The sequence below is a fragment of the Ferrovibrio sp. genome (assembly GCF_025869515.1).
Taxonomy (GTDB): domain Bacteria; phylum Pseudomonadota; class Alphaproteobacteria; order Ferrovibrionales; family Ferrovibrionaceae; genus Ferrovibrio.
Map to the genome: position 1 here is coordinate 1 of NZ_JAOZVR010000115.1, position 25,095 is coordinate 25,095.

Here is a 25,095-nt window from a genome sequence, read left to right on the forward strand (position 1 = left end):
CTTGCGCGCCGGCTCCAGCTCTTCGCCCTGGCCCAGATCGGCGGTGAAGGTCACCACCTCGCAGGCATAGGTTTCCTGCAGCCATTTCAGGATCACCGAGGTGTCGAGGCCGCCGGAATAGGCGAGGACCACCTTCTTGACGCTGCCATGCTTGCTGCCGCTCATCGGGCGCACTCCTTAAATGCTCGGAAAATCGGGCCGGAGTATAGGCAGGACCGAGGGGCATGCAAGCCGTGCAGGGTGGGTCTGCCGCCCCAATTCCGGCGCAATCGGCTCCTAAATCGGCCTCAGAAGTCCGAGACGATGCCCTTGCGCTCCCAGTCGCCGTAGCGGGTCGGCTCGGGGCCTTTGGGCCCGTCTTCTTCGCCCGGTGCCTGGGTCAGCTTGATTGCCGGCTGGGCCGGCGCCAGCGGCTTGCCGGTTTTGGGGTCGATGGGCCGGGTGTCGGCGGCGTTGCCGTCTAAAGAGAGGGCGCCGTCCGGGCTGGGGGCGGTGTCGGCAGGCTGACTCTGGGCGGGAAGCTTGGGATCGTCGGCCATGATGCGGGGCCTTCTTGCGGAGGGGTTTGGCAATCTTACATATAGCGGTGCGGGTCGGCTGCAAAGCCCGCGTGGCTTTTCCTGGCAGGCGAGGCCGACCGCAGAACGAGGGTGAGACGACAATGAACTACCTGAAGACGGGACTTCTGCTGGCTGCCATGACGGCGCTGTTCGGTGCCGTCGGTTTCCTGATCGGCGGCGAGTCCGGCATGCTGATCGCGCTGGCGCTGGCCGCGGTGATGAACCTGTTCGCCTACTGGAACAGCGACAAGATGGTGCTGTCGATGTATGGCGCCCGCGAGGTCGATGCGCAGACGGCGCCGGAATTCTATCGCCTGGTCGAGCAGCTGGCGCAGCGTGCCGGTCTGCCGATGCCGCGCGTCTATGTGATCGACAACGAGCAGCCCAATGCCTTTGCCACCGGCCGCAATCCGGAAAATGCTGCCGTGGCGGCCACCACCGGCCTGCTGCATCGCCTGAGCCGCGAGGAAATCGCCGGCGTGATGGCGCATGAACTGGCGCATGTGAAAAACCGCGACACCCTGATCATGACGGTGACGGCGACGCTGGCTGGCGCCATCGGCATGCTGGCGAATTTCGCCATGTTCTTCGGCGGCAGCCGCGACAATCGCAGCGGCCTCGGCATCATCGGCAGCATCGCGGTGATGATCCTGGCGCCGGTGGCGGCCATGCTGGTGCAGATGGCGATCAGCCGCAGCCGCGAATACGAAGCCGACAAGGCCGGCGCCGGGATCAGCGGCAATCCGCAGGCGCTCGCTTCGGCGCTGCAGCGGATCAGCGGTTCGGTCGAGCAGGTGCCGAATGCGCAGGCCGAGGGCAATCCGGCCACCGCGCATATGTTCATCATCAACCCGCTGCATGGCGGCGCGATGGACAGCCTGTTCTCGACGCATCCGAGCACCGAGAACCGCGTCGCCGCGCTGATGCAGCTGGCCGGCGCGATGGGTGGCGGGAGCGCCGGCACTCAGCAGCCGGCCTATGCCGATACGCCGATGGCTTCGGGCACCGCCTCGGTGCCGGTATCCGGCACGGCGCGGCGCCGGCGCAGCCCCTGGGGCAATCGCCGCTAGTCAGGTTACGGCCACCAGCTGCGACGGCCCGCCATCTTCGGCGGGCTGCAATTCCAGATGCTGTTCATGGAAGGCCAGCAGGGCCGGGCGATGGCCGATGCTGACCACGGTGGTGTGCGGCAATGCCGCGCGCAGCTGTTTCATCACGCGATGTTCGGTATCGTCGTCCAGCGCCGAGGTCGCCTCGTCGAGGAACAGCCAGGCCGGCTTCATCAGCCAGGCGCCGGCCAGCTGCACGCGCTGCTGCTCGCCGCCCGACAGCACCTGATCCCACTTGGCTTCCTCGTCCAGCCGATCCTGCATGTGGCCCAGCTCCATCGCAGCCAGAGCCTCGCGATACGCGGCGTTATCGTAGGTGGCGGGATCGTGCGGATAGGCCAGCGCGGCCCGCAGCGTGCCGATCGGAATATAAGGCTGCTGCGGCAGGAACAGGCTCTGCCCGGCGTCGCTGCGCCTGATCAGGCCCTGGCCGAACGGCCACAGGCCGGCGATGGCGCGCAGCAGCGTGGTCTTGCCGTTGCCGGAACGGCCGGTCAGCAGCAGACTGTCGCCGCGTTTCAGCGACAGCCGATCGAGACCGAGCAGCGGCCGTCCATTGGGGAGTGTGAGCGCTAGGTCCTGCACCTCAAGCCGTTCGTCATCGGTGATCTCGATGGCGATGCGGGACTGCGTGGCGATCAGGTCGGCCTGTTCCATACCCTGGCGGAAACCGGTCAGGCGGTTGATCACCGCGCGCCATTCGGCGATGTCGGTATAGGCCGAGATCAGATAGCTGAAGGCGCTCTGCACCTGGCCGAAGGCCGAAGCCGTCTGCATCAGGCCGCCGAGCTGGATGGCGCCGCCGAAATAGCGCGGTGCCGCCACCACGAAGGGGAAGATGATGGCGGCCTGGCCATAGCCGGCGGTGAACCAGATCAGCTGCTTCTGTCGCCGCATGATGGCGAGGAAATTGTCGAACACCGCGCTGAAGCGGGTATGCAGGCGGGTATTCTCGGCCGCCTCGCCATTCTGCAGGGCGATGCCTTCGGCATGTTCGCGCACCCGTACCAGATCGAAGCGGAAATCCGCTTCATAGCGCTGCTGGTTGAAATTCAGCGGCACCAGCTTGCGGCCGATCATATGCGTGATCCAGGTGCCGGCGGCGGCATAGACCAGCGCGGCCCAGACCATATAACCGGGAATCTCGACCGGGCTGCCGAACAGGCTGAGGCTGTAGGAACCCGACAGGCCCCACAGAATGTGCAGGAAGGAGGCCAGCGTCACGACGGCATTCATCAGGCCCAGCGTGATGTTCAGGGAATAGGCGGCAAACAGCCGCATGTCTTCGGCGATGCGCTGGTCCGGATTGTCGGTGCCCAGGTTGAAGACCTGCATCTGGTAATAGTGTTTGGCTTGCAGCCATGCATCGAGCCAGTGCTCGGTCAGCCAGCGGCGCCAGCGCAGCTGCAGCATCTGGTTCAGGTAATACTGGTAGACGGCAACGGCGATGAACAGCGCAGCCATGCCGGCGAAATGCAGCAGGTAGGTCTGGAAGTCGTCGAAATTCTTTTCCTGCAGCGCGTTGTAGAAATCGTTATTCCATTGGTTGAACCACACATTCAGCGCCACGGTGCCGAGGTTGAGCGCGACGATGGCGGCCAGCAGGCCCCAGGCCATGAGGCGCTCGTCACGGTCGGCTAAATCCGGCCGGGCCCGCCCCCCGGGGGCGCGGCAGATGGCGATGATTGTGGACTGGGTGCGCCCCGGCCCGGGGGGCGGCGCCGGCCTGGTCCCGGCCCCGCGACCCTAGCCCGGGAATTGTGGCGAAGTCTCGGCCCACGGGATGAAAAATATTTAATCCGGCCGCAGCCGACTCAGGGCTCGAGGGCGAACCGCACCGGCACGATGAAGCTGGCTTTCTCGCTGCCCGGCGGCAGTTGCGGCGGCGGGAATGGCGCCGCGCGGCGCGCCATGGCCAGCGCAGCCTCATCAAGCAGCGGAATGCCGCTGGACTGCACCAGGGTCAGAGCGATCAGGCGGCCGGACCGGTCCAGGGTCAGGGCGATGCGCGGTGCGCCTTCCAGGCGGCGCAGGCGCGCGGCGCGCGGGTAATCGCGATGGCGACCGAGCCAGTCGAGCAGGATCGGTGCATAAGGCGGCATTGCCTCCTGTACTGGAACGGGCGCCTGCGGCAGGGCTCGCGCGGCAATGGGAGGCGCCTGCACCGGCAGGCTGTCAGCCGCGCCCAACGCCTGATTGGTCGATGGTGTTTCGCCGCGCGGCTGCACGGCCTGCTGTGGCGGACGCGGGCGTGGCTTCACGGCGGGTTTTGCTGGCGCGGGCGATTCGATCTGCGGCTCCGGCAGGGGCTCCGTATCGGGTTCCGGCAGTTCGGCAACCGGCTCCGGCGGTGCCGGCTCGGCCGGCGCGGTGAGCAGCTGCGGCGGTGCCGCCGGGATGACGATTTCGAAAACGGGCAGGGGGTCTGGCTGCGGCTTCGGTGCAGCGATGGTACCGGCCAGCAGCAGGGCAGCAATGCCGCCATGAACGCCTAGGGCCAGCATCCAGCTCCGCAGGGCCGGGTTGGCAGAGGCAGTCTCCCGGGGCGGCACGAGCCGTCCCGGGATCTGCAGGTCTATGGCATCTGCCGTTACCACCGGTACTCGACGCCGAGATAGACGGCGCGGCCGTCGCCCGGATTGAACTGCGCCGAGCTTGCCGTGCCGGTCGGCAGCACGCTCACCTCGGCAATATACTTCTTGTCGAGCAGGTTGCGGCCATCGACGAAGACTTTCAGCCCGTCGCCGAAATCGTAGCCGGCCTTGGCGCCCAGCAGCGCATAAGGATCGGTCTTCAGCGTATTGGCATTGTCGACGTTATAGGCCTGCGGCACCCATTCGACATTCGGCCCGGCATACCACCCGCTGGCATGCGTATAGCGCAGCTCAGCCACCAGGAAATGCCGCGGTGCGCCGGGGATGTCATTGCTGCCATAGGTGCTGTGGTTGTCGAAATGGAAATCGCTGTAGGTATAGGCGCCGCGCAGCGCCATTTTGTCGCCCTGCGCGAAAGCGTTACGCAGCGCGGTCCATTCGCCGCCCAGTTCGATACCCTGATGGATGGTCGAGCCGATATTCTGCTGGCTCGACTGGCCGTTGACCAGGATGGACTGCAACTCGTCCTGCAGCCATGCACGGTAAACAGCGGCATCCCAGGCAACATCGCCGTGACTACCGCGCGTGCCGATTTCCAGCGTCTTCGATTTCTGCGATTCCACCGCGACGGTCGTGGTGCCGAGTTCCGAGAACGGCGGCGGCTCATCCGCCCAGCTCAGGTTGATGAAGGCCTGATTCGAGGGCGCGTAGTCCCAGCGCAGGCCCACTTTCGGGTTGATGCTGTTGTAGCCGCGCTCGAAGGAGCGGTCGCCGTTGGACAGGAATTTGTCATCGAGCTCGCGTTTGGCCATGGTGCCCTGCAAGCCGGTGATGACGGCGACATTATTCACCACATACAGGGCATTCTCGCCATAGACCTCGAATGTCCGCGAGATCTGATCGTCGAACGCGGTCAGCGCCCCCCTCGATCCGCCGACATTGTTGTATGTCCGCGCCTGATTGATGCCGGCGAAGTAATTCGCGCCGAGCGTCACTTCGCTGCGATGGCCTGCGACCGTCAGGTCGTTGTACCACCTGACAAAGCCGCCGCCATTGGTTTCGTCGTTGTCGATCACCGGGGTGAAGAACGGCGGCGAATACAGCGGGTGGAACAACTCCTTGCGCGCCAGGAAGGCGCCAACCGTAACTTCGCCGGTCTCGGTCAGGAAGGTGGTCTTGTTGGCGCCGCGCAAGGAGTCGATATTACGCTTGGTATTGCCCACGAAGCTGCTGGCCGGAGTCTGACGCGGATTGCTCAGCGCCTGCTCTTTGGTCAGCGAGCCCGGTATCTTCTGGTTGATGTCGGCAGCCGAGAGGAAGAAGCGCGTTTCGGCGCCATCGCCGAAACGATAGCCGATATTGCCGTTCAGCCGCTTGTAATCCTGGTCGGTGTGATCGCGGAAGCCGCTGCTGTGGCTGTAGGTTGGCGTGACGTAGTAGTCGTAGTTGCCCGACACGCCGCCGGCGCCGAACTGGGTGCGCATGCTGTCGAAACTGCCGAATTCCTGGCGCAACAGGAAGCCCGGGTTGCTGCGTCCTGTCGGGCTGACGAAATTCACCGCACCACCGAGCAACGAGGCGCCGTATTGCAAGGCATTGGCGCCCTTGTAGATCTCGGTGTAATCGACGGCGAGCGGATCGATCTCCATCGTGTCGCCGGAACCGTCGGCATCGGTGATCGGCACGCCGTCGCGCAGGATTCTGGTGCCGCGCAGGTGGAAGCTGCGCGACAGACCCGAGCCGCGGATCGACAGTCGCGAATCCTCCTGGCCGTATTTCGACTGTGCAAACACGCCCGGTACATAGCCGAGGATGTCCTTCACCGAATTGGCGCGGCCGTCGCGTACCTCGTCGGCGGTAACGATATCGACGCCGCCGGCGGTTTTCTCAATGCGCTTCTTCGCCTCATCGGCATTCGGAACGGTGATCGCCTCGTCTTCCGGCTTCGCCGTGACCGTAATCGGCGAGGTGACGGTCTGGCTGCGGGCGTCAGGCGCCAGCAGCGCGATGGCGGCGGTGGCGCCCAGCAACGCGATGGCCAGGCGGGGCAGCAGGCGTTCGGCCGTGCTGCGGGCGGTAAAATAGAACATGGATGTGTGAGTCATGGAAAGTCTCGCAGGTATGGTCCCGCGCAACGCGCAAGCCGGTGCGGACACGCCGCACGGAGTCGTGGCGTCGATGCCGGGAAAGACAGATCTGGATTAGTGCTTGTGCTCGTGGCCGCCGGCGGCAGGCATGCCCGGCGATCCGGCCTTCTGCACCGGAACCTGAAGGGTCACGGTGCCAGCCTTCTCGAAGGTCAGCGTGAGCGGAAAGCTCTGGCCTTCCTTCAGCGCCTGCTTCAGGCCGATCAGCATCACATGATAGCCGCCGGGTTCCAGCGCGGTCTGGCCATTGGCCGGCACGGGGATGTTGTCCACTGCCCGCATGCGCATGGCATCGCCATCCTTGATATGCGTGTGCAGTTCGACATTGTCGGCCACCGGCGAGGAGGCCTTCACCAGCTTGTCCGCCGTGCCGCCGGCATTCTTCAGCGTCAGGAACACGCCGCCGACCTTGGCGGGGGTGGCGCGGGCGAAAGGCTGCAGCACCTGGATGTCGCCGGCCTTGGCCGCTTCGGCGGCCGGCGCGGTGTTTGTCTGTGCCATGCCGCCATGCATATGCTGGCTATGCTGTGCGTGCTGCATCTGCATGGCAGAATTGTCGCCGGCAATACGGATCAGCGCCGCCGGACGCTCGACCCTCTGCCCCGCGGCCGGAATCTGGTCCCAGCGCGTCTCGCCGCCGGCACAGGTCTGCACCACCGGCAGCCAGAGCTGCCGGCCCGGCGCATCGGGCAGTTTCAGCACGAGGCCGAATTCATCGAACTGTTCGTTCGGCAGGCTGCCGCCGCTCCAGCTGACCGCGCTGACCACCGTATCGGTCTTGCGGCCATGGCCGGCGTCGATCGGCTGTTCCAGCCTGGTGGTTTCGACCTTGATCTCCCAGCCCGGCTTGGGCTGGGCGCTGGCATTGGCGATGCCTTCAGGGATGCTGACGCGGATGGCGGTGGTCGGTTTGCCGGCACCGCAGCCATGGCCGACGCGGAGCGCGGTGCGGAAATAGCTGCCGGGCTGGGCCTCGGCGGGATCGGCGACGATATGGGCATAGGCAGTGGATGACAGCAGGGTGGCGAGCGCGGCAGCGCTCGCAAGCTTGGTGATCGACATTGGGAAAACTCCCGGAATCCTGAAAACGAAAAGGGTGGCGTGGTTCAGGAAACGAAAGCGGGAGGCGCGCGCGCCTGCGGTGGAAGATAGGCGGCCGAGGCGGCCGTGCTGGCCGGCGCGGCGCCATAGAGTACGGTGATCGCCAGGCTCGGCAGCACCGGCAGGGCGCCGGCCGGCAGGATGGCATGGGAAAGATTGGCCGTGGCGAAGCAGACCGGGCAGATCCGGCTGCTCTTCTCGCTCTTGGCCGGGTCGGTATCCACCGGGGCGCCGTCCTTCAGCGCCAGCGTGCGGAAACCGAGCGCCGAACAGAGCACGACCTGCTCGATGCCGTTGGCCGCCTGCACCTGCCGGGCGACCTGCTGGGTCAGCGGCAGCAGGCCGTGGAATACCAGGGCGCACAGCGCCAGCAGGGCAGCCAGCCGGCCAAGACGACGTCCTGGGGCAGGGCGGGCGGCGGAACGGGATATGGCTGAGGGGCCAGACATGGGCACAGGCTTACCCCCGGGCTGTCTTTTGGGCAAGGCACGGTTTGCCGCAGGCTGTGTTTGCCCTGGGTCCATTTGACGGCCCCCGGCCGGGCACTTAAGGTCGCCGGCGATGGTCCGCTGCAACGATTCGCCGAAACGATCCGGCTGCGGCGGTGAAAAGGGAACGCGGTGCGGGAGACCCTCCTACAGGAGGGTTCCCAAAGCCGCGGCAGCCCCCGCTACGGTAAGCGGCGAGTCCCGCGCCAGGATGCCACTGGATCACAGCCCTGGGGATTACAGCCCTGGCCAGCGACGATCCGGGAAGGCGGTGCGGCCGACGACGACCTGCAAGCCCGGAGACCTGCCATCACTGTTCCGGTAAACCGCCCTGCATCAGGGGATGATGCAACGGCCGGTGCGCCATCATCGAAATGCTTGCACGGGAGGTGCATCATGTTCCGTTCTGTCACCGCTGCCATCGTCGGCCTTATCGGCCTGGTGGTCACTGCTCCGGCCTTCGCGCATCACGCCATGGACGGCCGTACCCCGGACAGCCTCGCGACCGGGCTGATCTCCGGCCTCGCCCATCCGGTGATCGGCCTCGATCATCTCGCCTTCATCTTCGCCGCCGGCCTGCTGGCGGCGCCGCGCAGCCGCGGCCTGCTGCTGCCGCTGGCCTTCGTCATCGCCTCGGCGCTCGGTTCGATGCTGCATCTGGGCGGTGTCAGCCTGCCGGCCGGTGAACTCCTGGTGGCCGGTTCGGTGCTGCTGCTTGGCGTGCTGCTGGTGTTTCCGCGCCAGATCAACGACGGGCTGTTTGCCGCCATTCTGGCGCTGGCCGGCCTGTTTCACGGCTATGCCTTCGCCGAGAGCATCTTCGGTGCCGAGCAGACCCCGCTGGTCTCCTATCTGGCGGGTCTTGCCGTGATGGAATATGCCATTGCCGCCGGCACGGTGCTGATCTGGCGCCTGCTGAGCCGCCGCAACATTGCCATGCTGCCGCAGTTGAGCCGTCTCGCCGGTGTTGGCGTGGCGGTGGTCGGTGCGGTTTTCCTGGCGCTCAATATCGCCGGCTGACGCCAGCGGATCGCACATTTGTTACAGGGCGGGCGGCAGATCACACTGCCGCCCGCCCTTGACTTACCCGGCGCGCGTTGCTATTTCGCTTAAGCAACCGGCCCATCTTCTTTCGGGCTGGCGCCGTTCTGGCACCCTTTCCGCACTATTTCGAATACCAGTTCATGATGCGGAACCTGCATGGGCGGCTCTCAACACCCCCCTTCACTGGCTGCCGCTCTGCTCTGGAGCCGGCGCCCAATCTCCCAAACAAATCGCTCTAGCCTGAGTCCGCGAGTCCGTCGATGAATCTCCAGGAACTGAAAACCAAATCCCCCACTGACCTGCTCGCCTTCGCCGAAGAGCTGCAGATCGAGAACGCCTCCACCCTGCGCAAGCAGGACATGATGTTCGCGATCCTCAAGCAGCTGGCCGACAAGGAAGTCGAGATCACCGGCGAGGGCGTGCTGGAAGTGCTGCAGGACGGCTTCGGCTTCCTGCGCTCCGCCCAGGCCAACTACCTGCCGGGCCCCGATGACATCTATGTCAGCCCGAACCAGATTCGCCGCTTCGGTCTGCGCACCGGCGACACCATCGAGGGCACGATCCGCGCCCCCAAGGACGGCGAGCGCTATTTCGCGCTGCTCAAGGTCAACACGATCAATTACGAAGACCCCGAGCAGAGCCGCCACAAGGTGCATTTCGACAACCTGACGCCGCTGTATCCGACCGAGCGGCTGAAGATGGAACTGCCGGCGATCGAGGAAGAGGCGCCGGCCGCGGCTGCCCCCGCTCCCAAGACGCCGACCATCAAAAGCCGCGGCGGCGAAAAGCGCGAGAAGATCATTTCCGGCGGCCCCAAGCGCGATGTCTCGGCCCGCGTCATCGACCTGATCTCGCCGCAGGGCAAGGGCCAGCGCGCTCTGATCGTGGCGCCGCCGCGCACCGGCAAGACGATGCTGCTGCAGAACATCGCGCATGCCATCAGCCACAATCATCCGGAAGTCTATCTGATCGTCCTGCTGATCGACGAACGCCCGGAAGAAGTCACCGACATGCAGCGCACGGTGAAGGGCGAGGTGATTTCCTCCACCTTCGACGAGCCGGCAAGCCGCCATGTGCAGGTCACCGAAATGGTGCTGGAAAAGGCCAAGCGCCTGGTCGAACACAAGCGCGATGTCGTCATCCTGCTGGATTCGATCACTCGCCTGGCGCGGGCCTACAACACCGTTGTGCCATCGTCGGGCAAGGTGCTGACCGGCGGCGTGGATGCCAACGCGCTGCAGAAGCCGAAGCGCTTCTTCGGCGCCGCCCGTAACATCGAAGAGGGTGGTTCGCTCACCATCATCGCCACCGCGCTGATCGAAACCGGTTCGCGCATGGACGAAGTGATCTTCGAAGAGTTCAAGGGCACCGGTAACTCGGAAATCATCCTCGACCGCAAGCTGTCGGACAAGCGCACCTTCCCGGCCATCGACATCACCAAGTCGGGTACCCGCAAGGAAGAGCTGCTGGTCGACAAGGGCGTGCTGGCCAAGATGTGGGTGCTGCGCCGCATCCTCATGCCGATGGGCGGCCAGGACGCGATGGAATTCCTGCTCGACAAGATCAAGCACAGCAAGACCAATGCCGATTTCTTCGATTCGATGAATACGTAAAGACGGCAGCTGCCGAAACGACGGGCGACGGGCGGGCGAAAACCCGCCCGTTTCTTTTTGTCTCAATTCCGGACCTTTTTGCCGTTATAGTCATTCTTCAGGGGGTACCGTTCGCCACAGGAGAACCGACATGCAGCGCATTCTGCTGACCACCGCCCTCTCTGGTTTCCTCGTCCTGACCTCTCCGGCCCTTCTGGCTGCCGAAAAGAGCATTCCCATCAGCGAGATTTCTGCCAACGGCGTCGGCATGGCGCTGGGCATCATCGTGGCGAAAGACACGCCCCAGGGCCTGCTGCTGACCCCGGACCTCAAACAGGTCGGAACCCCGGGACCGCATGGCTTCCACCTGCATGAGAAAGGCAGTTGCGGCACCGGCCCGGGCCCCGACGGGCGGCCTGCCGCCGGCATGGCCGCCGGCGGTCATTACGATCCGCAGAAGACCGGCAGGCATCACGGTCCGCATGCCATGGGCGGCCACCGGGGCGACCTGCCGCCGCTGGTGGTCAATGGCGACGGCACGGCGACCTTGCCGGTGATCGCGCCGCATCTGAAGGTCAGCGACCTCGCGGGCAAGGCGCTGATGATCCATGCCGGCGGCGACAATTACAGTGATATGCCGGCTCCGCTCGGCGGCGGCGGTCCGCGTATCGCCTGCGGTGTCATCAAGTAGGCGGCATGACGCGGCCCGGCGACTGGCTCGATTTCGCCCGCGATCCGCTGAGCGGCACCGAGGCCGTGCGGGCGCAGTTCCATGCCCATGCCTATGATCCGCATTTCCATGACCAGGTGCTGGTCGGCATCACCGAGCGCGGCGTGCAGCAGTTCCGCTGCCGTCGCCAGGTCCATCGCAGCACGCCGGGCCGGCTGATTTTCTTCGAGCCGGGCGAGACCCATGACGGCGAGGCCTATGAAGCGGCCGGCTTCATCTATGCGATGCTGTATTTCGATCCGCACTGGCTGCGCGATGCGGCAGCCCTGTATACCGGCCGCAATACCGGCGAGCGGGTCTTCCACTTCCCGCGCACGCTGGATGACGATACCGGACTGGCGCAGGCGATCCGCCGCGCCTGCCGGCAGATCGCCCGGCCCGACAGCCGCATGGCGCGCGACGCCGCGCTCGATGGCGTGGTTGCGATCCTGGCCCGGCGTTTTGCCGGCGGCGCGGCGACCGGGGCCATGCCGGCGCCGCGTATGGCCCGGCTGGCGCGCGAAGCCATCGATGCCGGTTTCGACCGCCCCGATCTCGGCCTGGAAGACCTGGCATCGATGGCCGGCACCGACCGTTTCCGCCTGAGCCGCGCCTTTGCCGGTGCCTATGGCCTGGCGCCGCATGCCTATCTGGTGCAACGCCGGCTCAACCGCGCGCGCAGCCTGCTGGCCGGCGGCGACACGCCGGCCGATGTGGCGGCAGCGACCGGATTCTCCGACCAGAGCCATATGGGACGCTGGTTTCGCCGCGCCTTCGGCATGACTCCGGCGGCCTATCGCCGGCTCTGCACAAATCTTCCAGACCCCGGCGGCACCTGACGGCAAGCTTGCTGCACTGAAGCAAGAAGGGATTGCCGTCCGTGTTCACCACCAAGATCGCCATTGTCGTGCGCGAGGATCTGGCGCAATGGCAGAAACTCAATGTCACCGCGTTTCTGTCCAGCGGCATCGTCGCCGCCGTGCCGGACTGCATCGGCGCGGCCTATATCGATGCCGCTGGCCGGCAGTACACGGCAATGTGCGGCCAGCCGATCCTGGTTTTTGCCGCGCCGCTGCCTGAGTTGCAAAAGGCGCATGGCTGCGCCTGCGACCAGGGCCTGACGATCGTGCCCTATGTCGAGGCGATGTTCGCCACCGGCCATGACGCCGCCAACCGCGCGGTGTTTGCCGAGGGCGATGCGGTGGCGCAGAACTGGGTCGGGCTGGCCTTCCATGGCGAGCGCAGGGCGGTCGACAGGGCCGTGAAGGGCCTCAGGCTGCACCCCTGATCAATCTGCCCGGCGATCAGATATCCGGATTGAAGAAATCGGCGGCCAGCATGATCATGTCGACGGTTTCGCCATCGGCGCCGAGCGGCAGGCGCAGGATTTCATAATCATGCGTGCGGTTGTCGATCAGCATGTCGAGCCGTTCGACCAGCGGCACACGGCGCCGCACCACCTCATCGTAAGCAGCCTGCACATGGCGGCGGTAGGTCGGCTCGGGCAGGTCATCCAGCCAGCGGCCGGTCGGGTCGTAGCCGAAGCGTTCCACCGCACGGGTGCCGACCAGGCGGAAGCGGTAGCGTAGCGCACCGGGTATCGCGTCTGGCGCGGCATCGGGCACCACTTCGGCCAGTGAAATATTGCCGAGCAGCCAGGTGAACTGCATCGGATCGAGATCGGCGCGCGCCGGCAACCTGCGATCGGCCCGCTTGTCATGCCAGTAGTCCAGCAGGCGACGCAGCCGCGGGCGCTGCACGGTCTCGGCCGTGGCTTCGATCAGATTGCTCACCCCTGAATCTGTCCCCCCGCATGGCCTGATGGCCGTTACCGACAGCATCGCGGGCCGGCCGTGAAAAAAGTCTTGCCGCTGTGCAGAAAGCTCTTGTAATTGAAAATCATTCTCATATACTCGGGCGCATCGCACCCCGGTGCGGTTCTTAGGTCGGCCCCGTCACTCTGCTGGTCGTGATGGGGTTCGTGGTCGGTCCGTCAGAATGGGGCATTGGCGGGCCGACCCGACCGAAAATCCGGCAAAACTCCTTACATCGTCAAACAGGATCAGTGGCTTACGCAGAGCCATGCAGCATTCGTGTGTGAGTTAATGTTTATCTGCATGAAGTGATGTGAAATAACATTGATTTCAAAATATATATGTGGAATATAGACTCCATCCGGTTCACACCGGATCGCGGGATTTGAAGGGCAGCTTGCGCCGCGACACCAACGCTAAAGCGCCACGGCGAAAGTCGTGGGCCCGGAATCGTTCGGAGAAGACCCATGACCACGACCCGTAAATCCCAACTCTGTTGTTGTCGCTGATCGCAGCCCGCCTGCCGTCCCAACCTTTCCGCGACATGACTGCCGAACCCGGTTACGGGTCGGCCAACGGAGTTCTTCCATGAGTGAAGCCTATGTGATCGAGGCGGCCGGTGCGGCCGCCGGTGTGGTGATCCGCGAACGCGGCGGGTTCCGCTTCTTCGCCGCCACGCCGCAATTCTCCGCCATCGAACAGCAGCTGTTCCGTCGCACCGCCGATGCGGAAAAGGCGGCGCGTGCCCTGCAGCGTGCCGCCAACGATAACCAGTCAGCCCGCGCCTGGAGGTAAGACCGTGACCGATATCCAGCTGGATGTTCCCATCCATGTGACGCATCACCCGCGCGGCCGCCGCCAGACTGACTCGAAGGTGGGTCTGGCCAGCCGCCTGCAAGCCGCTTTCGGCGCTTTCCTGGCGCCCGAGAAATTTCAAGGCGGGCGCCTGCTGCCGGCCAGCAACGACAACGCCACGCCGGACGGTGTCTCTCTGGCCGATCCGCTGGCACTGCCGCCCGACTGGCATGCGGCCGGTGACTTGTTGTCGCTGAGTTTCCTGCCGTTCGAGCGTTGAGTGCGACGATCGAACGGCACACCCTCACCAGGTGCTTTGATGCCGCGTCCGGGCTGGTTGGGTCTTGCGCCCGTCGGTCTGCAAGGCCGGCGGGCTTTTTTATTGTTGTCGCGCCAACTTCACCAGCCGCACCAGCTCGGCGCGCGCTTCCTCGGCGCTCGCAATCGTCCTGCCGAAATTCAGCCGGGCGATTTCGCCGTCGCGCAGTAAATCCGTGCCCTCAGTGTCGATGCCGCAGAGACTCCAGCCGTCGCCGCTTCGGCCCAGCAGCCTGGTCGCATAGAGCTGCACGGCATCGGTATGGTCGGTGTTCATATGCTGCAGGATGTCGGCTTCCGCCTCGGCCAGTGCCGCCGTCTCGCCGGCATAGAGGTAATCGTCGAGCCAGTGGATCTTGCCGAAGCCGGCGACGATATGCGCGCGCTCGACATGAATCCTGTAAAAGGCGAAATCGCCGAAGCCGGCATACATCTCCGCCGAAGGATGGCGGGCGAGGTAACGGGCGCGGTGGCGCGGACTTTCGGTTTTCTCGGCCAGGCCGAGCAGGCTGACCCGCGGGCCGGTCAGCGGCTCGGCCAGGCCGGCGGTGCCGTCGCAGAGCAACGCCACGCGGTCGCTGCCGAGGATATTCTTGGTATGGTCGGCCAGCCGCGAGATCAGCAGCAGCGGCGCTGCGTCATGGTCGAAGGCGACCAGCACCAGCGACGCATAGGGCTGGTGCCCGGCATTGCCGGTCATGGTGGTGGCGAGGCTGGCGGTGCGGCAGGCGCGCGCCACCGCGCGGGCCTGTTCGGCGGGCGTCTTTGCGGTGATCGGCAGTTCGGCCATGGGCACCATCCGCGCCGGCGGGAAGAACGACGGCGGCAGCATGGCGCAGGCGCCGGCAAAGAAAAAGGGCCGGGGGCAGGCTGCCGCAAGACCCTCACCCGCAATGGGCGCCCGCGAAAGCTCCACTGGAGCTTTCGCAGCCCATGCGCCTCTCCTGCAAGCGGGAGAGGGAGGGCCCTGACGCGCAGCGGCGGGCGGGTCTTGTTAACTTACGGCAGCAGCAGTGTGGAGCCGGTGGTCTTGCGCGCTTCCAGGTCGGCATGGGCGCGGGCGGCATCCTTCAGCGCATAGGTCTGCGGGATTTCCACCTTCACCTTGCCTGATTTCACCACCTCGAACAGCGCCTTGGCCGAAGCGACCAGGTCGGCGCGTTTTGCCGTATACGTGACGAGGGTCGGCCGGGTGACATAGAGCGAACCCTTGCCGGCCAGCGTGCTGACATCGAAGGGCGGCACCGGGCCGGAGGCATTGCCGAAGCTGACCATCAGGCCGAAAGGCTGCAGGCAGTCGAGCGATCCCGCCCAGGTATCTTTGCCGACGCCGTCATAGACGACAGGCACGCCGGCGCCCTTGGTGATCTCCTTCACCTTCTCGACGAAGTTTTCCGTGCGGTAGTTGATGACATGGTCGTAGCCATGCGCGCGGGCGAGTTTCGCCTTGTCGTCGCTGCCTACGGTGCCGATCACGGTGGCGCCGAGTGCCCTGGCCCACTGGCCAAAGATCAGGCCGACGCCGCCGGCGGCGGCATGGAACAGGATGGTCTGGCCCGGCTGCACCTTGTAGGTGCGCAACAGCAGGTATTCCGTCGTCATGCCCTTCAGCATGATCGCGGCAGCCAGCCGGTCGTCGATGCCCTCGGGCAACACCACGCAGCGGTCGGCCTGCATCAGCCGTTCCTCGGCATAGGCGCCGAGCGGCGCCGAGGCATAGGCGACGCGATCACCCACCTTGATGTCGCTGACGCCGTCACCCACGGCGGTCACCACGCCGGAGCCTTCGGTGCCGAGCGTGAGCGGCAGCGGCAGCTTGTACAGGCCGCTGCGATGGTAGGTGTCGAGATAGTTCAGCCCGGCGGCCGAAACCTTCAGCCGGATCTGGCCGGGGCCGGGTGCGCCGACCTCGACCTCTTCCCATTTCATCACTTCAGGGCCGCCATTGGCGTGAATGCGGATTGCGTGGACCATGATGCTGGATGCCTCGATCAGGACAGGTGTTGCTTGAAGAATGCGGCGCTGCGACCATTGGCCAGATCGGCGGCCGCCTTGTCGTAATGTTCGCCGCCGACGCGGGCGAAGGCATGGTCGTTGCCCTGGTATTCATGCAGCGTGATATTGGAATTGCCGGCCACGGCCGCCTTCACCCTGGCCTGGGCATCCTTGGGCACGAACTTGTCCTCGGTGGCGCAATGCATCAGCAGCGGTTTTTTGATAGCGCCGACCTCGCCGAGATGGTCGGCCAGCATGACGCCGTAATAGGCCACGGCGGCATCCACATCGCTACGCGCCGCCATCAGGAAGGCCAGCCGTCCGCCCAGACAGTAGCCCACAGTGCCGACCTTGCCGCTGACACCGGGCAGCTTGCGCAGAACGGCGAGGGAGGACTTCAGGTCCTCGACACCGAGATCGAGATTGAAGCCGCCGAACAGCGCAAAGGCCTTGTCCCATTCGGCCTTGCTCTTGTCGGTGATATCGACGCCGGGTTCCTGGCGCCAGAACAGGTCGGGGCAGAGCGCGACATAACCTTGCCGGGCCAGGTCGTCGCAGATGTTGCGCATCACCTGATTGACGCCGAAGATTTCCTGGATGACGAGGATGCCGGGGCCCTTACCCGAGGCAGGTTCTGCGAGGTAACCGGTGAAACTGCCGCCATCATGGGCGCCGATCGTCACGGTCTTCGCCATTGCGCATTCCTCCTGTGTGATATCGCCTGATTTATCTGGCGCGGACTCTAGCGACTCCGCGCGCGGGCAATCAACCGCCGAGCGGCGGGATTCCGGCGGCCAGCAGCATGTTCACGGTCTGGTTATCGTCCGAGAGCGGCAGGACCAGGCCCTCGTAGCGGTAGCGTCGCTTCGGCGTCTGCAGGTCGCGGAACATGCGCAGCGGTTTGCCATGTTCGACCGCCCAGCCCAGGTCCTGCAGCGCCACGGCGCGGAAGCCCGGATCGTCGAAATCCGCGGGCGTGCGGAAATCCGGCCTGAGGTCGAACATCGTCTCGGTGCGGCCGCCAAGCACGCGCATGACGAATTGCTCGATTCCGGCGCTGACGTCGATCAGGTTGACCCAGCCGATGGCGGGGCGGAAATCGACGGGATCGATCTCGCTGCGTGCGGGCGCGATGCGTTGGCCGCGCTTGCCGTTCCAGTAGACATACAGCAGGCGCAGGATCGGGTGATCGAGCCGGTTCTGCGGATCGTCATGTTCGGCAATCGGTATGTAGGGCAGGTCGCCCAGATATTCCGTGGCAGTCATGCCGTGCCGGTCCGCTCCATCCCCCGTTGCGTGAGGATGTAGGGTGCGGCAGCCCCAGGCAAGCGAATACTGCCCGGTGACGGATCAGGACACGGCAAAACCCCCACCGGGCGACAGTACCGCGGCATCATCCTCGCCCAGGGCCAGCAGACCGAAGGGCGGGGCCGCCTTGAAAGCGCCGGTGAAGTCATGCAGGCGCCGCACCCGGGCCGCCGGCACCTGGACATCGACCAGGGCGGCCTCCAGTGTCTCGGCATCCCAGTTGTGGATCGCGGCGGCCACCGCCTGCTTGAAGCGGGCGGGCTCGGCGGCACGCACGAAACTGGCCGGACCCTGCAGCGGCAGGCCATCGGGGAAAATCGCACGGTCATCGCCGAGCGCAGCGAGACCGAGGATGCCGAGCAGCGACACCACATGCCGCGGTTTGTTGGCGCCGATGGCGATCCAGCCCTCGCGGCATTCGAACAGGTCGGCAGCCGGGCTGCCGGAATAGCCCTGGTTGCCCAACCGGGGCGGCGAGGTGTCGTTGGTCAGCGCATCGCAGGTGAAGGGATACATCAGCTGCATCGCCGCGCCGAGCATCGAGACATCGAGCAGCATACCGCTGCCGGTGCGCTCGCGCTCGCGCAGGCCGGCCAGCATGGCAAAGGCGGCCAGCAGGCCGGCGACCGCATCGACGGCGGGAAAGCCGACCTTGATCGGCGGATCGCCCTCGTTGCCGGCCAGCATCATCATGCCGGTCATGGCCTGGATGACATGGTCATAGGCGGGGCGGTCGGCCCAGGCGCCCTTGCGGCCGAAGCCTGATACCGAACAGTAGACGATACGCGGATTGATCGCCTTCACCGCATCGTAGCCGAGACCGAAGCGGTCGAGTACGCCTGGCCGCAGGTTATCGAGCAGGATGTCGACCTTCGCGGCCAGATCGTGTGCCGCCTGCCGCTGCGCCAGGTCGCGCAGGTCGAGCTGCCGATTTTCCTTGCCGGCATTCAGCGCGTTATAGGCCTGCATGCCACGAGCGCCGCGCCGCATCACATCGCCGTCGGCGCCCTCCACCTTGATCACGGTGGCGCCGAGCCGGGCGAGATGGAAGGAGGCCAGCGGTCCGGCGATGACATGCGAAAAATCCAGCACCGTCACGCCGTCCAACGGCCGGAAGGTCGGTGGTGTGGCGCTCAACGCTGCGTCCCGATCTTCGCAGCGGCGACCAGCTTGGTGTATTTCGCCGTCTCGCTGCGCATGAAGGCGGTGAATTCGGCCGGCGTCGCGGTGGTGTCGATCGGGCTGCCGATTCTTTCGTGCACCGCGATGATCTCCGGCATGCGCGCGACGGTCAGTGCCGCTTCGTTCAGCTTCGCCACGATGGCCGGCGGCAGATTGGCCGGGCCCCACAGGCCGCTCCAGGATTCCAGCACCAGGTCGTCGCTGCCGTAGAGCTCCTTCAGCGTCGGCACGTCCGGCAACTGCGGCAGGCGGCGCGGCGCCGTGGTGGCCAGTGCGCGCACCTTGCCGGCTTTGACCTGCGGCACGGCGGTGGAGGCAATGGGAAAGGCGAATTCCACGGTCTTGCTCAGGATGGCCGGCACGATCTCGACCGATCCGCGAAACGGCACATGCACCACATCGATGCCGGTGAAATTGGCGAAGCCGGCGCCGGCCAGATGCGCGGCACTGCCGATGCCGCCGGAGCCGTAGTTGAACTTGCCCGGGGCTGCCTTCGCTGCCGCCACCAGATCGGCGGCGCTGCGGAACGGGCCTTCCGCTTCGGCCACCAGCAGCGTCGGCGCGGTACTGAGCCGCATGATGTGCGTGAAGCTGGTCATCGGATCGAATTCGGCCTTAGGCTCCAGAAGTTTCTGCGTCACATGCGACGAGGAGCCGAGCAGGATGGTGTAGCCGTCGGGCGGCGCCTGGGCGGCGATCTGCCCGGCCAGAATGCCGCCGGCGCCGACCCGGTTGTCGATCACGACGCGCTGGCCCAGCACCTCGCCCATCTTGTCGGCAAAGACGCGGGTCAGCACATCCGGCCCGCCGCCGGCGGCATAGGGCAGGATCAGCTTGATCGGCTTGGCCGGATAGCTCTGGGCGCGTGAAAGCCCGGGCGCGAAAACGGCCGCGCCGCCGGCGGCAAGCTGCAGGAAGGTACGGCGGGTCGGTTGGCGGCTCGCAGGGCGCATCGGTATTTCCTCCATGATTTTTGCGAGCAGGGTAGACGCGGCTCTCTTGCCAGTAAATTATTGTTATGGACTATATCCATAACAAAATAATATATCGGCATGACCCGCACCGACCGCCTGCGCCTGCGCCACCTCCGCCTGCTCGACGCCGTCGAGGTCAGTGGCTCGCTCAGCCGTGCCGCCGCGCAACTGGGTCTGAGCCAGCCGGCCGCCACCAAGATCCTGCGCGAGGTGGAAACCGTGGTCGGCGCCGCACTCTACGAACGCCTGCCGCGCGGCGTGCGCCTGACGCCGGCCGGCCACGCCGTGGTGGAGCGTCTGCGCATCGGTCTCGTCGCGCTGGACAGGGCGCTCGGCAGCGGCAAGGCTGCGCCGCGCCGGCGGCTCTCGGTTGGCGCTCTGCCGGTGGTGACGGTCGATCTGCTGCCGCAGGCGATTGCCGGGCTGATGCGCGAGGGCATCGATTTCGACATCGAAGTCACCGAAGGTACGGTGCCGTCGATGCTCGCGGATTTGCGGAGCCGGCAGATCGACTGTTTCATCGGACGCGTCGATGCCGCCACGCTGCGCGATCCGACATTGGGTGATCTGTTTGCGACGCCGCTGCTGACCGAGGGTCTGTCATTCGCAACATCGCGCCGGCATCCACTGGCGCGTCGCCGGTCCGTTTCGCTGGCCGATATTGTTGGGGAATCCTGGGTGCTGGCACCATTGCCCAGCTTCACGCGCGTATTTGTCGACCAGCATTTTATCAATCACGGCCTGGAGCGGCCGCGGCCGGTCATCGAATCGCTGTCCTTCCACACCAATCTGCAGATCGTCGGCCGCACCGATCTTGTAACAGTGGCGCCGTTTTCGGCGATTGCGCATTACAGCCGGCTCGGGCTGGTGCAACGCCTGCGCGTCGATCGCGAACCGGTAGCGACTCCGCTGCTGTTCCTCGCGCATCGCGAGACCATGGCGCTTCGCTCGTTGCAGCAGTTCGCCGCGGCCCTGCAGGCCGCCGTCGGAGAAATCAGAACAGGCTGACCTGTTCGGACGGCACGTAGGCGCCTTCGTGGCGCAGCAGCCAGCGCTTGGTATCCAGCCCGCCCTTGCCGGAATAGCCGCCGGCATCGCCGCCGGCCGCCAGGATGCGGTGGCAGGGGATAATCACCGGAATCGGATTGGCGCCGCAGGCGCTGCCCACCGCACGGGAATCTACCGGGCCGCTGCCGATGGCAGTGGCGGCCTCGCCATAGCTGCGGGTGCGGCCGGCGGGGATCGCCAGCATGAAATCCCAGACGGCGCGCTGGAAATCGGTGCCGGCCGGCTCCAGCGGCAGATCGAAGCGGAATCTGCCATCCGTGAAATAGACCTCCAGCTGGCGGGCTGCCTCGGCCAGCAGGGCGCCCGCCTCCGGCGGCGTGTCGATATCGGCAGCCCAGGATGCTTTCTGGGCACCCCGGCCGCCCCAGTCGAGCTTGACGACCGCGGCTGTTGTGGCCGTGACGGTCAGCGAGCCGAGCGGGCTGGACAGGGTCAGGCTGTAAGTTGCGCGATTCTTCGACATGTTTCCGATACTTGGCGGCTGCAGGCCGGGTGCTGGGCCGAGGCTGGACTTAGGCAGTCAGGCCACTATGGTTACGCCCAAATTCCACAATTCAATAGCATGGCCGCCCCGGCCGGAGATATCCGCTTATGTCACAGTCATTGGAGAATGCGCAGACGCCCGTTACCGTCCTCACCGGCTATCTCGGTGCCGGCAAGACCACGCTGCTGAACCGCATCCTGACCGAAAATCACGGCAAGAAATACGCCGTCATCATCAACGAGTTCGGCGAAATCGGCATCGACAACGAGCTGGTGGTGGACGCCGACGAGGAAGTCTTCGAGATGAACAACGGCTGCATCTGCTGCACCGTGCGCGGCGACCTGATCCGCATCATCGAAGGCCTGTTCAAGCGCAAGGACCGTTTCGATGCCATCGTGGTGGAAACCACGGGCCTGGCCGATCCCGGCCCGGTGGCGCAGACTTTCTTCGTCGATGAAGACGTGTCGCGCCGTGCCCGGCTCGATTCCATCGTCACCGTGGTTGATGCCCGCCATCTGCCGGCGCGCCTGAAGGACAGCCGCGAGGCCGAGGAGCAGATCGCCTTTGCCGATGTGATCGTGCTGAACAAGACCGACCTGGTGACCGGGGAAGAACTGGCCGAGGTGGAACGCCGTATCCGCAGCGTCAACCAGTTTGCCCAGATCCATCATGCGACCAAATGCGACGTGGATCTCGCCAAGGTGCTGGATCGCGGCGCCTTCGATCTCAGCCGCATCCTCGACCTGGAACCGGATTTCCTGCGGCAGGGTCCGGCGCATGGCGAACCGGGCCATGTGCATGACGAGCATTGCGGCCACGACCATCACGATCATCACGATCATCACCATGGGCACAATCCGACGCATGGCGAGGCCGGGCATGTGCATGACGAGCATTGCGGCCACGATCACGAGCATGACACCACCGTAAAAAGTGTGTCTCTAACCGTCGATACGCCGATCGATTCGCGCAAGTTCGATGCCTGGATCGGCGAGCTGCTGGCTGCCCAAGGCCAGAATATCCTGCGCAGCAAGGGCATTCTGGATTTCAAGGGCAGTGACAAGCGCTTCGTCTTCCAGGCTGTGCATATGATCAAGGACGGCGATTTCCAGCGCCCCTGGCGCGCCGACGAGAAGCATGTCTCGCGCCTGGTTTTCATCGGCCGCGATCTTGATCTGCCCGCCCTGCAGCAGGGCTTCGAGTCCTGCCGCGCCTGAGCCGATCACCATGACAGTGAAGACGGCTCCCGGCACACAGATCGGCTTCCGGGCTTATCTCTGGCAGTTCAAGTCCGGCGTGGTGGCGGCGGTTTCCGCCAATGCCGCCGGCCATGCCGGCTTCGGCCTTGGCGACGGCTCGATCGCGCTCCGGCCTTTCGATGATCCGGAGGCAGGCACCACGCGGCGGCTGATCGCTCATCCCGATGCGGCCCTCCTCTGCATGGCGGCGTCTCCCGATGGAGAAGGCTTCGTTTCGGGCGGCGATGACGGTCAGCTGATGCTGACCAACGTGGCAGGCGAGGGCCATGCGCTGGCGATGGTGCCGCGCAAGTGGATCGAGCATGTCGCAGTATCGGATAGCGGCGACGCCATCGCTTATGCCGCCGGCAAACGCGTCGGACTGCTGGATGCGCGCGGCAATGCGATTGCCACGTTTGAAGACCACCCCAGCACGGTGACCGGCATTGCCTTCAACCCGAAGGGCAGACGCCTGGTCGCGGCGCATTACGGCGGCGTGTCGCTGTGGTGGGCCAAGGCCGAACCGCAGCCGGCCAAGCGGCTGAACTGGAAGGGCTCGCATATCGCCGCCACCTGGTCGCCGGACGGCAAATTCGTCATGACGGCGACACAGGAAAATGAGCTGCATGGCTGGCGCCTCAGCGATTCTGCCGATATGCGGATGAGCGGCTACCCGACCAAGCCACGCAGTCTGAGCTGGTCGCGCGATGGCCGCTGGCTCGCCACCAGCGGTGCCGAGGTGGTGGTGGTATGGGACTGCAAAGGCAAGGGTCCGATGGGCTCTGCCCCGCTGGAACTCAGCCGGGGCGCCGTGGTCACCGCGGTGGCATGCCATCCGCGCCACGGACTGATTGCCTCGGGTCACGCCGATGGCCAGCTGAAACTCGGTCGTATCAACGATCAGACCAGTATCGAACTCGAGCGGCTGGGCACAGCGCCGGTGACCGCCCTGGGCTGGAGTGCCGATGGGCGCTATCTGCTGGCCGGCGCCGAAGATGGCACAGCGGGCATCTTGGATTTCGGAACGGGGGCTTAGCGCGCGACGCGCGCAGCCCTGGCAATGCGCAGCAGAGCATCGCCGCAGGCGGCCGCAGCCGGCATGCCGGTACTCTTCGCCAGCAACTCGGCATCGGTAAGGATTTCCAGCGCCCGCATCAGCCGGTCACTCGACCATTGCCTGGTCTGGCGCTCGAAACCGGCGGTACGCGTCCAGTGCACGCCAAGCCGTTTCGGATCCATGGAGTTGCCGGCTTCGCGACTGGCGGCGGCCAGATGCAGTTTCTGGCCGTGCTTCTGCGCCACGCGCAGGATCGCCACCGGTGATTCGCCAGCGCCTTCGCAGCGGGTGAGAGCGTCGGTCAGCAGGGTGAAGTCGCCGCCGAAAGCGGCAAAGGCGGCGTCGTCGAGGAACAGCGTCGAACTGTCGCCGATCACCGCTTCGCAGTCTTCCAGGCTGATCGGGGTGGCGTCGTCGCCCTTGTACAGCAGCAGCTTGGCGATCTCGCCGCGCGTGATCATGCGATCGGCGCCCAGGTTGTCGAGCAAATATGCCATCGCCTCAGGCGCGATCTTCTTGCCAGCTTCCTTGACCATATCATCGGCGAGGCCCTGCAAGACCCGCTGGTCATCGGCATAGCAGCCGATGGCGGCGGCGATCTTCGAATCCTCGAATGCCACGCGCAGAGAGGATCGTGCCGTCAGCTCGCCGGCCTCGACCACGATCAGCGCATCGCCGGCAGGGTCATCGAAGAAACCGGCAAAAAGCTTGCCGTTGCGGTCGCCGGCGCCGGAGATCATCACCACGCGGCGCCCGCCGGTCAGTGCCATCGCAGCCGCCTCGTCGGCGAGGCGGGCAGGATCTTCCTGCAGCTGCGCGCCGGTCAGCGTTGCAACGCGAAAGGGATCGTTCAGGTCTTCGCAGGCGCTTTGGGCGATTGCCTTGGCGCGTTCCCGGATCAGGCCGGCATCGCTGCCGAACAGCAGAACCGCGCGGATATCCTGACGTGGCCGCTTGACGAAGCTTTCGACTTCGCGCGTCGGCAGTTTCACCGAACGCTTCCCTGTTGCTTCTGGCGTTTGAGTTCGTCCAATTGCGGTTTGCGATCGAAATAATTTCCAAGCCGCAGACGCATCTGCTCGGCGGCGTCGCGCAATGCGCGCTCGCGCGCATTCTTTTCGCTGATCAGATTGGCGTAATCTGCCTGCGTCACGTTATACGAAGACTGGCTGGTGGCAGACATGGAGAAGACGGCTACGCCGGTTTCATAGTCGCGCAAATAGTATGATACGGATAACTGCAGATTGTTTCTGGTAATTTCTTCAGTGCGGGTAACGAAAACCGACCCGACGGATTCCGTAATGCGATAGTCCAGCAGGTAGCGCGGGCGCTCCGGGGCACCATGCGGAGTCAGGATATCGAGCAGGTGATTGCGCAGCTGCTGCGAAACGCGATCATCGGGTTGCGCTATGGCGATCTGCGAGAACTGCACCACCGAGGCGGTGTCGCTGTCCTGCCGGTAGAGCGGCCTGAAACCGCATGCTGCCAGCAGGCCGGTCAGAACCACGCCGATCAGAA

At 65.3% G+C, this 25,095-nt stretch carries 28 protein-coding genes and 1 riboswitch; of the genes, 11 read left to right on the top strand and 17 right to left on the bottom strand.

Annotation, left to right across the window (positions count from 1 at the left end):
* A partial coding sequence (locus tag OJJ21_RS20450) for an argininosuccinate synthase domain-containing protein (RefSeq protein WP_297689405.1) occupies nucleotides 1-165 on the bottom strand: 165 nt, incomplete at its 3' end.
* 122 nt (nucleotides 166-287) lie between these two features.
* On the bottom strand, nucleotides 288-539 hold the full coding sequence (locus OJJ21_RS20455) for a succinate dehydrogenase assembly factor 4 (RefSeq protein ID WP_297689343.1): 252 nt from the start codon (nucleotides 537-539) through the stop codon (nucleotides 288-290).
* A 122-nt stretch (nucleotides 540-661) separates the two neighbouring features.
* Between OJJ21_RS20455 and htpX the strand changes: the two genes are divergently transcribed.
* On the top strand, nucleotides 662-1,630 hold the full coding sequence (htpX, locus tag OJJ21_RS20460) for a zinc metalloprotease HtpX (protein WP_297689345.1): 969 nt from the start codon (nucleotides 662-664) through the stop codon (nucleotides 1,628-1,630).
* Here the strand turns inward: htpX and OJJ21_RS20465 are convergent, their stop codons facing one another.
* From OJJ21_RS20465 to OJJ21_RS20485, 5 genes are all read right to left on the bottom strand, one after another.
* Nucleotides 1,631-3,286 (bottom strand): ABC transporter ATP-binding protein/permease, encoded by a 1,656-nt coding sequence (locus tag OJJ21_RS20465; RefSeq protein WP_297689347.1) that lies wholly within the window; start codon nucleotides 3,284-3,286, stop codon nucleotides 1,631-1,633.
* A 197-nt stretch (nucleotides 3,287-3,483) separates the two neighbouring features.
* The gene (locus OJJ21_RS20470) at nucleotides 3,484-4,173 is read right to left on the bottom strand and encodes a TonB family protein (RefSeq protein WP_297689349.1); all 690 of its coding nucleotides are present in this window, start codon (nucleotides 4,171-4,173) and stop codon (nucleotides 3,484-3,486) included.
* A gap of 86 nt (nucleotides 4,174-4,259) precedes the next feature.
* Nucleotides 4,260-6,368: a TonB-dependent receptor gene (locus OJJ21_RS20475; RefSeq protein WP_297689351.1), complete on the bottom strand. Its 2,109-nt coding sequence runs from the start codon at nucleotides 6,366-6,368 to the stop codon at nucleotides 4,260-4,262.
* 96 nt (nucleotides 6,369-6,464) lie between these two features.
* Nucleotides 6,465-7,472, bottom strand: a complete 1,008-nt coding sequence (locus OJJ21_RS20480; protein WP_297689353.1) for a DUF1775 domain-containing protein — start codon at nucleotides 7,470-7,472, stop codon at nucleotides 6,465-6,467.
* Nucleotides 7,473-7,516: 44 nt separating this feature from the next.
* Nucleotides 7,517-7,960 (bottom strand): DUF2946 family protein, encoded by a 444-nt coding sequence (locus OJJ21_RS20485; RefSeq protein ID WP_297689355.1) that lies wholly within the window; start codon nucleotides 7,958-7,960, stop codon nucleotides 7,517-7,519.
* A 96-nt stretch (nucleotides 7,961-8,056) separates the two neighbouring features.
* Nucleotides 8,057-8,326, top strand: a riboswitch (cobalamin riboswitch).
* Between the two features lie 69 nt (nucleotides 8,327-8,395).
* On the opposite strand from OJJ21_RS20485, the gene OJJ21_RS20490 reads away from it, so the two are divergent.
* The 5 genes from OJJ21_RS20490 (at nucleotide 8,396) to OJJ21_RS20510 (ending at nucleotide 12,632) form a co-directional block, all read left to right on the top strand.
* On the top strand, nucleotides 8,396-9,019 hold the full coding sequence (locus tag OJJ21_RS20490) for a HupE/UreJ family protein (RefSeq protein WP_297689357.1): 624 nt from the start codon (nucleotides 8,396-8,398) through the stop codon (nucleotides 9,017-9,019).
* A 284-nt stretch (nucleotides 9,020-9,303) separates the two neighbouring features.
* Complete coding sequence (gene rho / locus OJJ21_RS20495) at nucleotides 9,304-10,656, top strand: transcription termination factor Rho (RefSeq protein ID WP_297689359.1); 1,353 nt, start codon at nucleotides 9,304-9,306, stop codon at nucleotides 10,654-10,656.
* 130 nt (nucleotides 10,657-10,786) lie between these two features.
* The gene (gene sodC, locus OJJ21_RS20500) at nucleotides 10,787-11,326 is read left to right on the top strand and encodes a superoxide dismutase [Cu-Zn] SodC (protein ID WP_297689361.1); all 540 of its coding nucleotides are present in this window, start codon (nucleotides 10,787-10,789) and stop codon (nucleotides 11,324-11,326) included.
* 5 nt (nucleotides 11,327-11,331) lie between these two features.
* Nucleotides 11,332-12,183 (top strand): AraC family transcriptional regulator, encoded by an 852-nt coding sequence (locus OJJ21_RS20505; RefSeq protein WP_297689363.1) that lies wholly within the window; start codon nucleotides 11,332-11,334, stop codon nucleotides 12,181-12,183.
* 41 nt (nucleotides 12,184-12,224) lie between these two features.
* Nucleotides 12,225-12,632 (top strand): DUF2000 family protein, encoded by a 408-nt coding sequence (locus OJJ21_RS20510; protein WP_297689365.1) that lies wholly within the window; start codon nucleotides 12,225-12,227, stop codon nucleotides 12,630-12,632.
* 16 nt (nucleotides 12,633-12,648) lie between these two features.
* On the opposite strand, the gene OJJ21_RS20515 is transcribed toward OJJ21_RS20510, so the two are convergent.
* Nucleotides 12,649-13,137 carry a PAS domain-containing protein gene (locus OJJ21_RS20515; protein WP_297689367.1) on the bottom strand — a complete coding sequence of 163 codons (489 nt, stop codon included), beginning with the start codon at nucleotides 13,135-13,137 and terminating at the stop codon, nucleotides 12,649-12,651.
* Nucleotides 13,138-13,746: 609 nt separating this feature from the next.
* On the opposite strand from OJJ21_RS20515, the gene OJJ21_RS20520 reads away from it, so the two are divergent.
* Nucleotides 13,747-13,953 carry a hypothetical protein gene (locus OJJ21_RS20520; protein ID WP_297689369.1) on the top strand — a complete coding sequence of 69 codons (207 nt, stop codon included), beginning with the start codon at nucleotides 13,747-13,749 and terminating at the stop codon, nucleotides 13,951-13,953.
* Between the two features lie 4 nt (nucleotides 13,954-13,957).
* The gene (locus OJJ21_RS20525) at nucleotides 13,958-14,233 is read left to right on the top strand and encodes a hypothetical protein (RefSeq protein ID WP_297689371.1); all 276 of its coding nucleotides are present in this window, start codon (nucleotides 13,958-13,960) and stop codon (nucleotides 14,231-14,233) included.
* Between the two features lie 99 nt (nucleotides 14,234-14,332).
* Here OJJ21_RS20525 and OJJ21_RS20530 read toward each other — a convergent pair whose 3' ends face one another.
* From OJJ21_RS20530 to OJJ21_RS20555, 6 genes are all read right to left on the bottom strand, one after another.
* Entirely contained in the window at nucleotides 14,333-15,061 is a 729-nt protein-coding gene (locus OJJ21_RS20530; protein WP_297689373.1) for a DUF2470 domain-containing protein, read from the bottom strand.
* 209 nt (nucleotides 15,062-15,270) lie between these two features.
* Nucleotides 15,271-16,245, bottom strand: coding sequence for a quinone oxidoreductase (locus OJJ21_RS20535; protein ID WP_297689375.1), 975 nt, complete (start codon nucleotides 16,243-16,245; stop codon nucleotides 15,271-15,273).
* 17 nt (nucleotides 16,246-16,262) lie between these two features.
* The gene (locus OJJ21_RS20540) at nucleotides 16,263-16,961 is read right to left on the bottom strand and encodes a dienelactone hydrolase family protein (RefSeq protein WP_297689377.1); all 699 of its coding nucleotides are present in this window, start codon (nucleotides 16,959-16,961) and stop codon (nucleotides 16,263-16,265) included.
* A 70-nt stretch (nucleotides 16,962-17,031) separates the two neighbouring features.
* Entirely contained in the window at nucleotides 17,032-17,532 is a 501-nt protein-coding gene (locus OJJ21_RS20545; protein WP_297689379.1) for a PAS domain-containing protein, read from the bottom strand.
* Between the two features lie 84 nt (nucleotides 17,533-17,616).
* Entirely contained in the window at nucleotides 17,617-18,711 is a 1,095-nt protein-coding gene (locus tag OJJ21_RS20550) for a CoA transferase (protein ID WP_297689381.1), read from the bottom strand.
* Nucleotides 18,708-19,709, bottom strand: a complete 1,002-nt coding sequence (locus OJJ21_RS20555; protein WP_297689383.1) for a tripartite tricarboxylate transporter substrate binding protein — start codon at nucleotides 19,707-19,709, stop codon at nucleotides 18,708-18,710. Before OJJ21_RS20555 ends, OJJ21_RS20550 begins: the two co-directional genes overlap by 4 nt.
* A 99-nt stretch (nucleotides 19,710-19,808) precedes the next feature.
* Here OJJ21_RS20555 and OJJ21_RS20560 point away from each other — a divergent pair, with 99 nt between their 5' ends.
* A complete protein-coding gene (locus OJJ21_RS20560) occupies nucleotides 19,809-20,738 on the top strand; it encodes a LysR family transcriptional regulator (protein ID WP_297689384.1) in 930 nt (309 codons plus the stop codon).
* Here the strand turns inward: OJJ21_RS20560 and OJJ21_RS20565 are convergent.
* Nucleotides 20,725-21,261 (bottom strand): methylated-DNA--[protein]-cysteine S-methyltransferase, encoded by a 537-nt coding sequence (locus tag OJJ21_RS20565; RefSeq protein WP_297689386.1) that lies wholly within the window; start codon nucleotides 21,259-21,261, stop codon nucleotides 20,725-20,727. The genes OJJ21_RS20560 and OJJ21_RS20565 overlap by 14 nt on opposite strands.
* Nucleotides 21,262-21,389: 128 nt before the next feature.
* Here OJJ21_RS20565 and OJJ21_RS20570 point away from each other — a divergent pair, with 128 nt between their 5' ends.
* A complete protein-coding gene (locus OJJ21_RS20570) occupies nucleotides 21,390-22,499 on the top strand; it encodes a GTP-binding protein (RefSeq protein WP_297689388.1) in 1,110 nt (369 codons plus the stop codon).
* A gap of 10 nt (nucleotides 22,500-22,509) precedes the next feature.
* The gene (locus OJJ21_RS20575; protein WP_297689390.1) at nucleotides 22,510-23,556 is read left to right on the top strand and encodes a WD40 repeat domain-containing protein; all 1,047 of its coding nucleotides are present in this window, start codon (nucleotides 22,510-22,512) and stop codon (nucleotides 23,554-23,556) included.
* Here OJJ21_RS20575 and holA read toward each other — a convergent pair.
* Nucleotides 23,553-24,569, bottom strand: a complete 1,017-nt coding sequence (holA, locus tag OJJ21_RS20580; protein ID WP_297689392.1) for a DNA polymerase III subunit delta — start codon at nucleotides 24,567-24,569, stop codon at nucleotides 23,553-23,555. The two genes, OJJ21_RS20575 and holA, sit on opposite strands and share 4 nt — an antisense overlap.
* Nucleotides 24,566-25,084: an LPS assembly lipoprotein LptE gene (lptE, locus tag OJJ21_RS20585; protein ID WP_297689394.1), complete on the bottom strand. Its 519-nt coding sequence runs from the start codon at nucleotides 25,082-25,084 to the stop codon at nucleotides 24,566-24,568. The genes holA and lptE overlap by 4 nt, the downstream gene beginning before the upstream one ends.
* Between the last annotated feature and the right edge of the window lie 11 nt (nucleotides 25,085-25,095).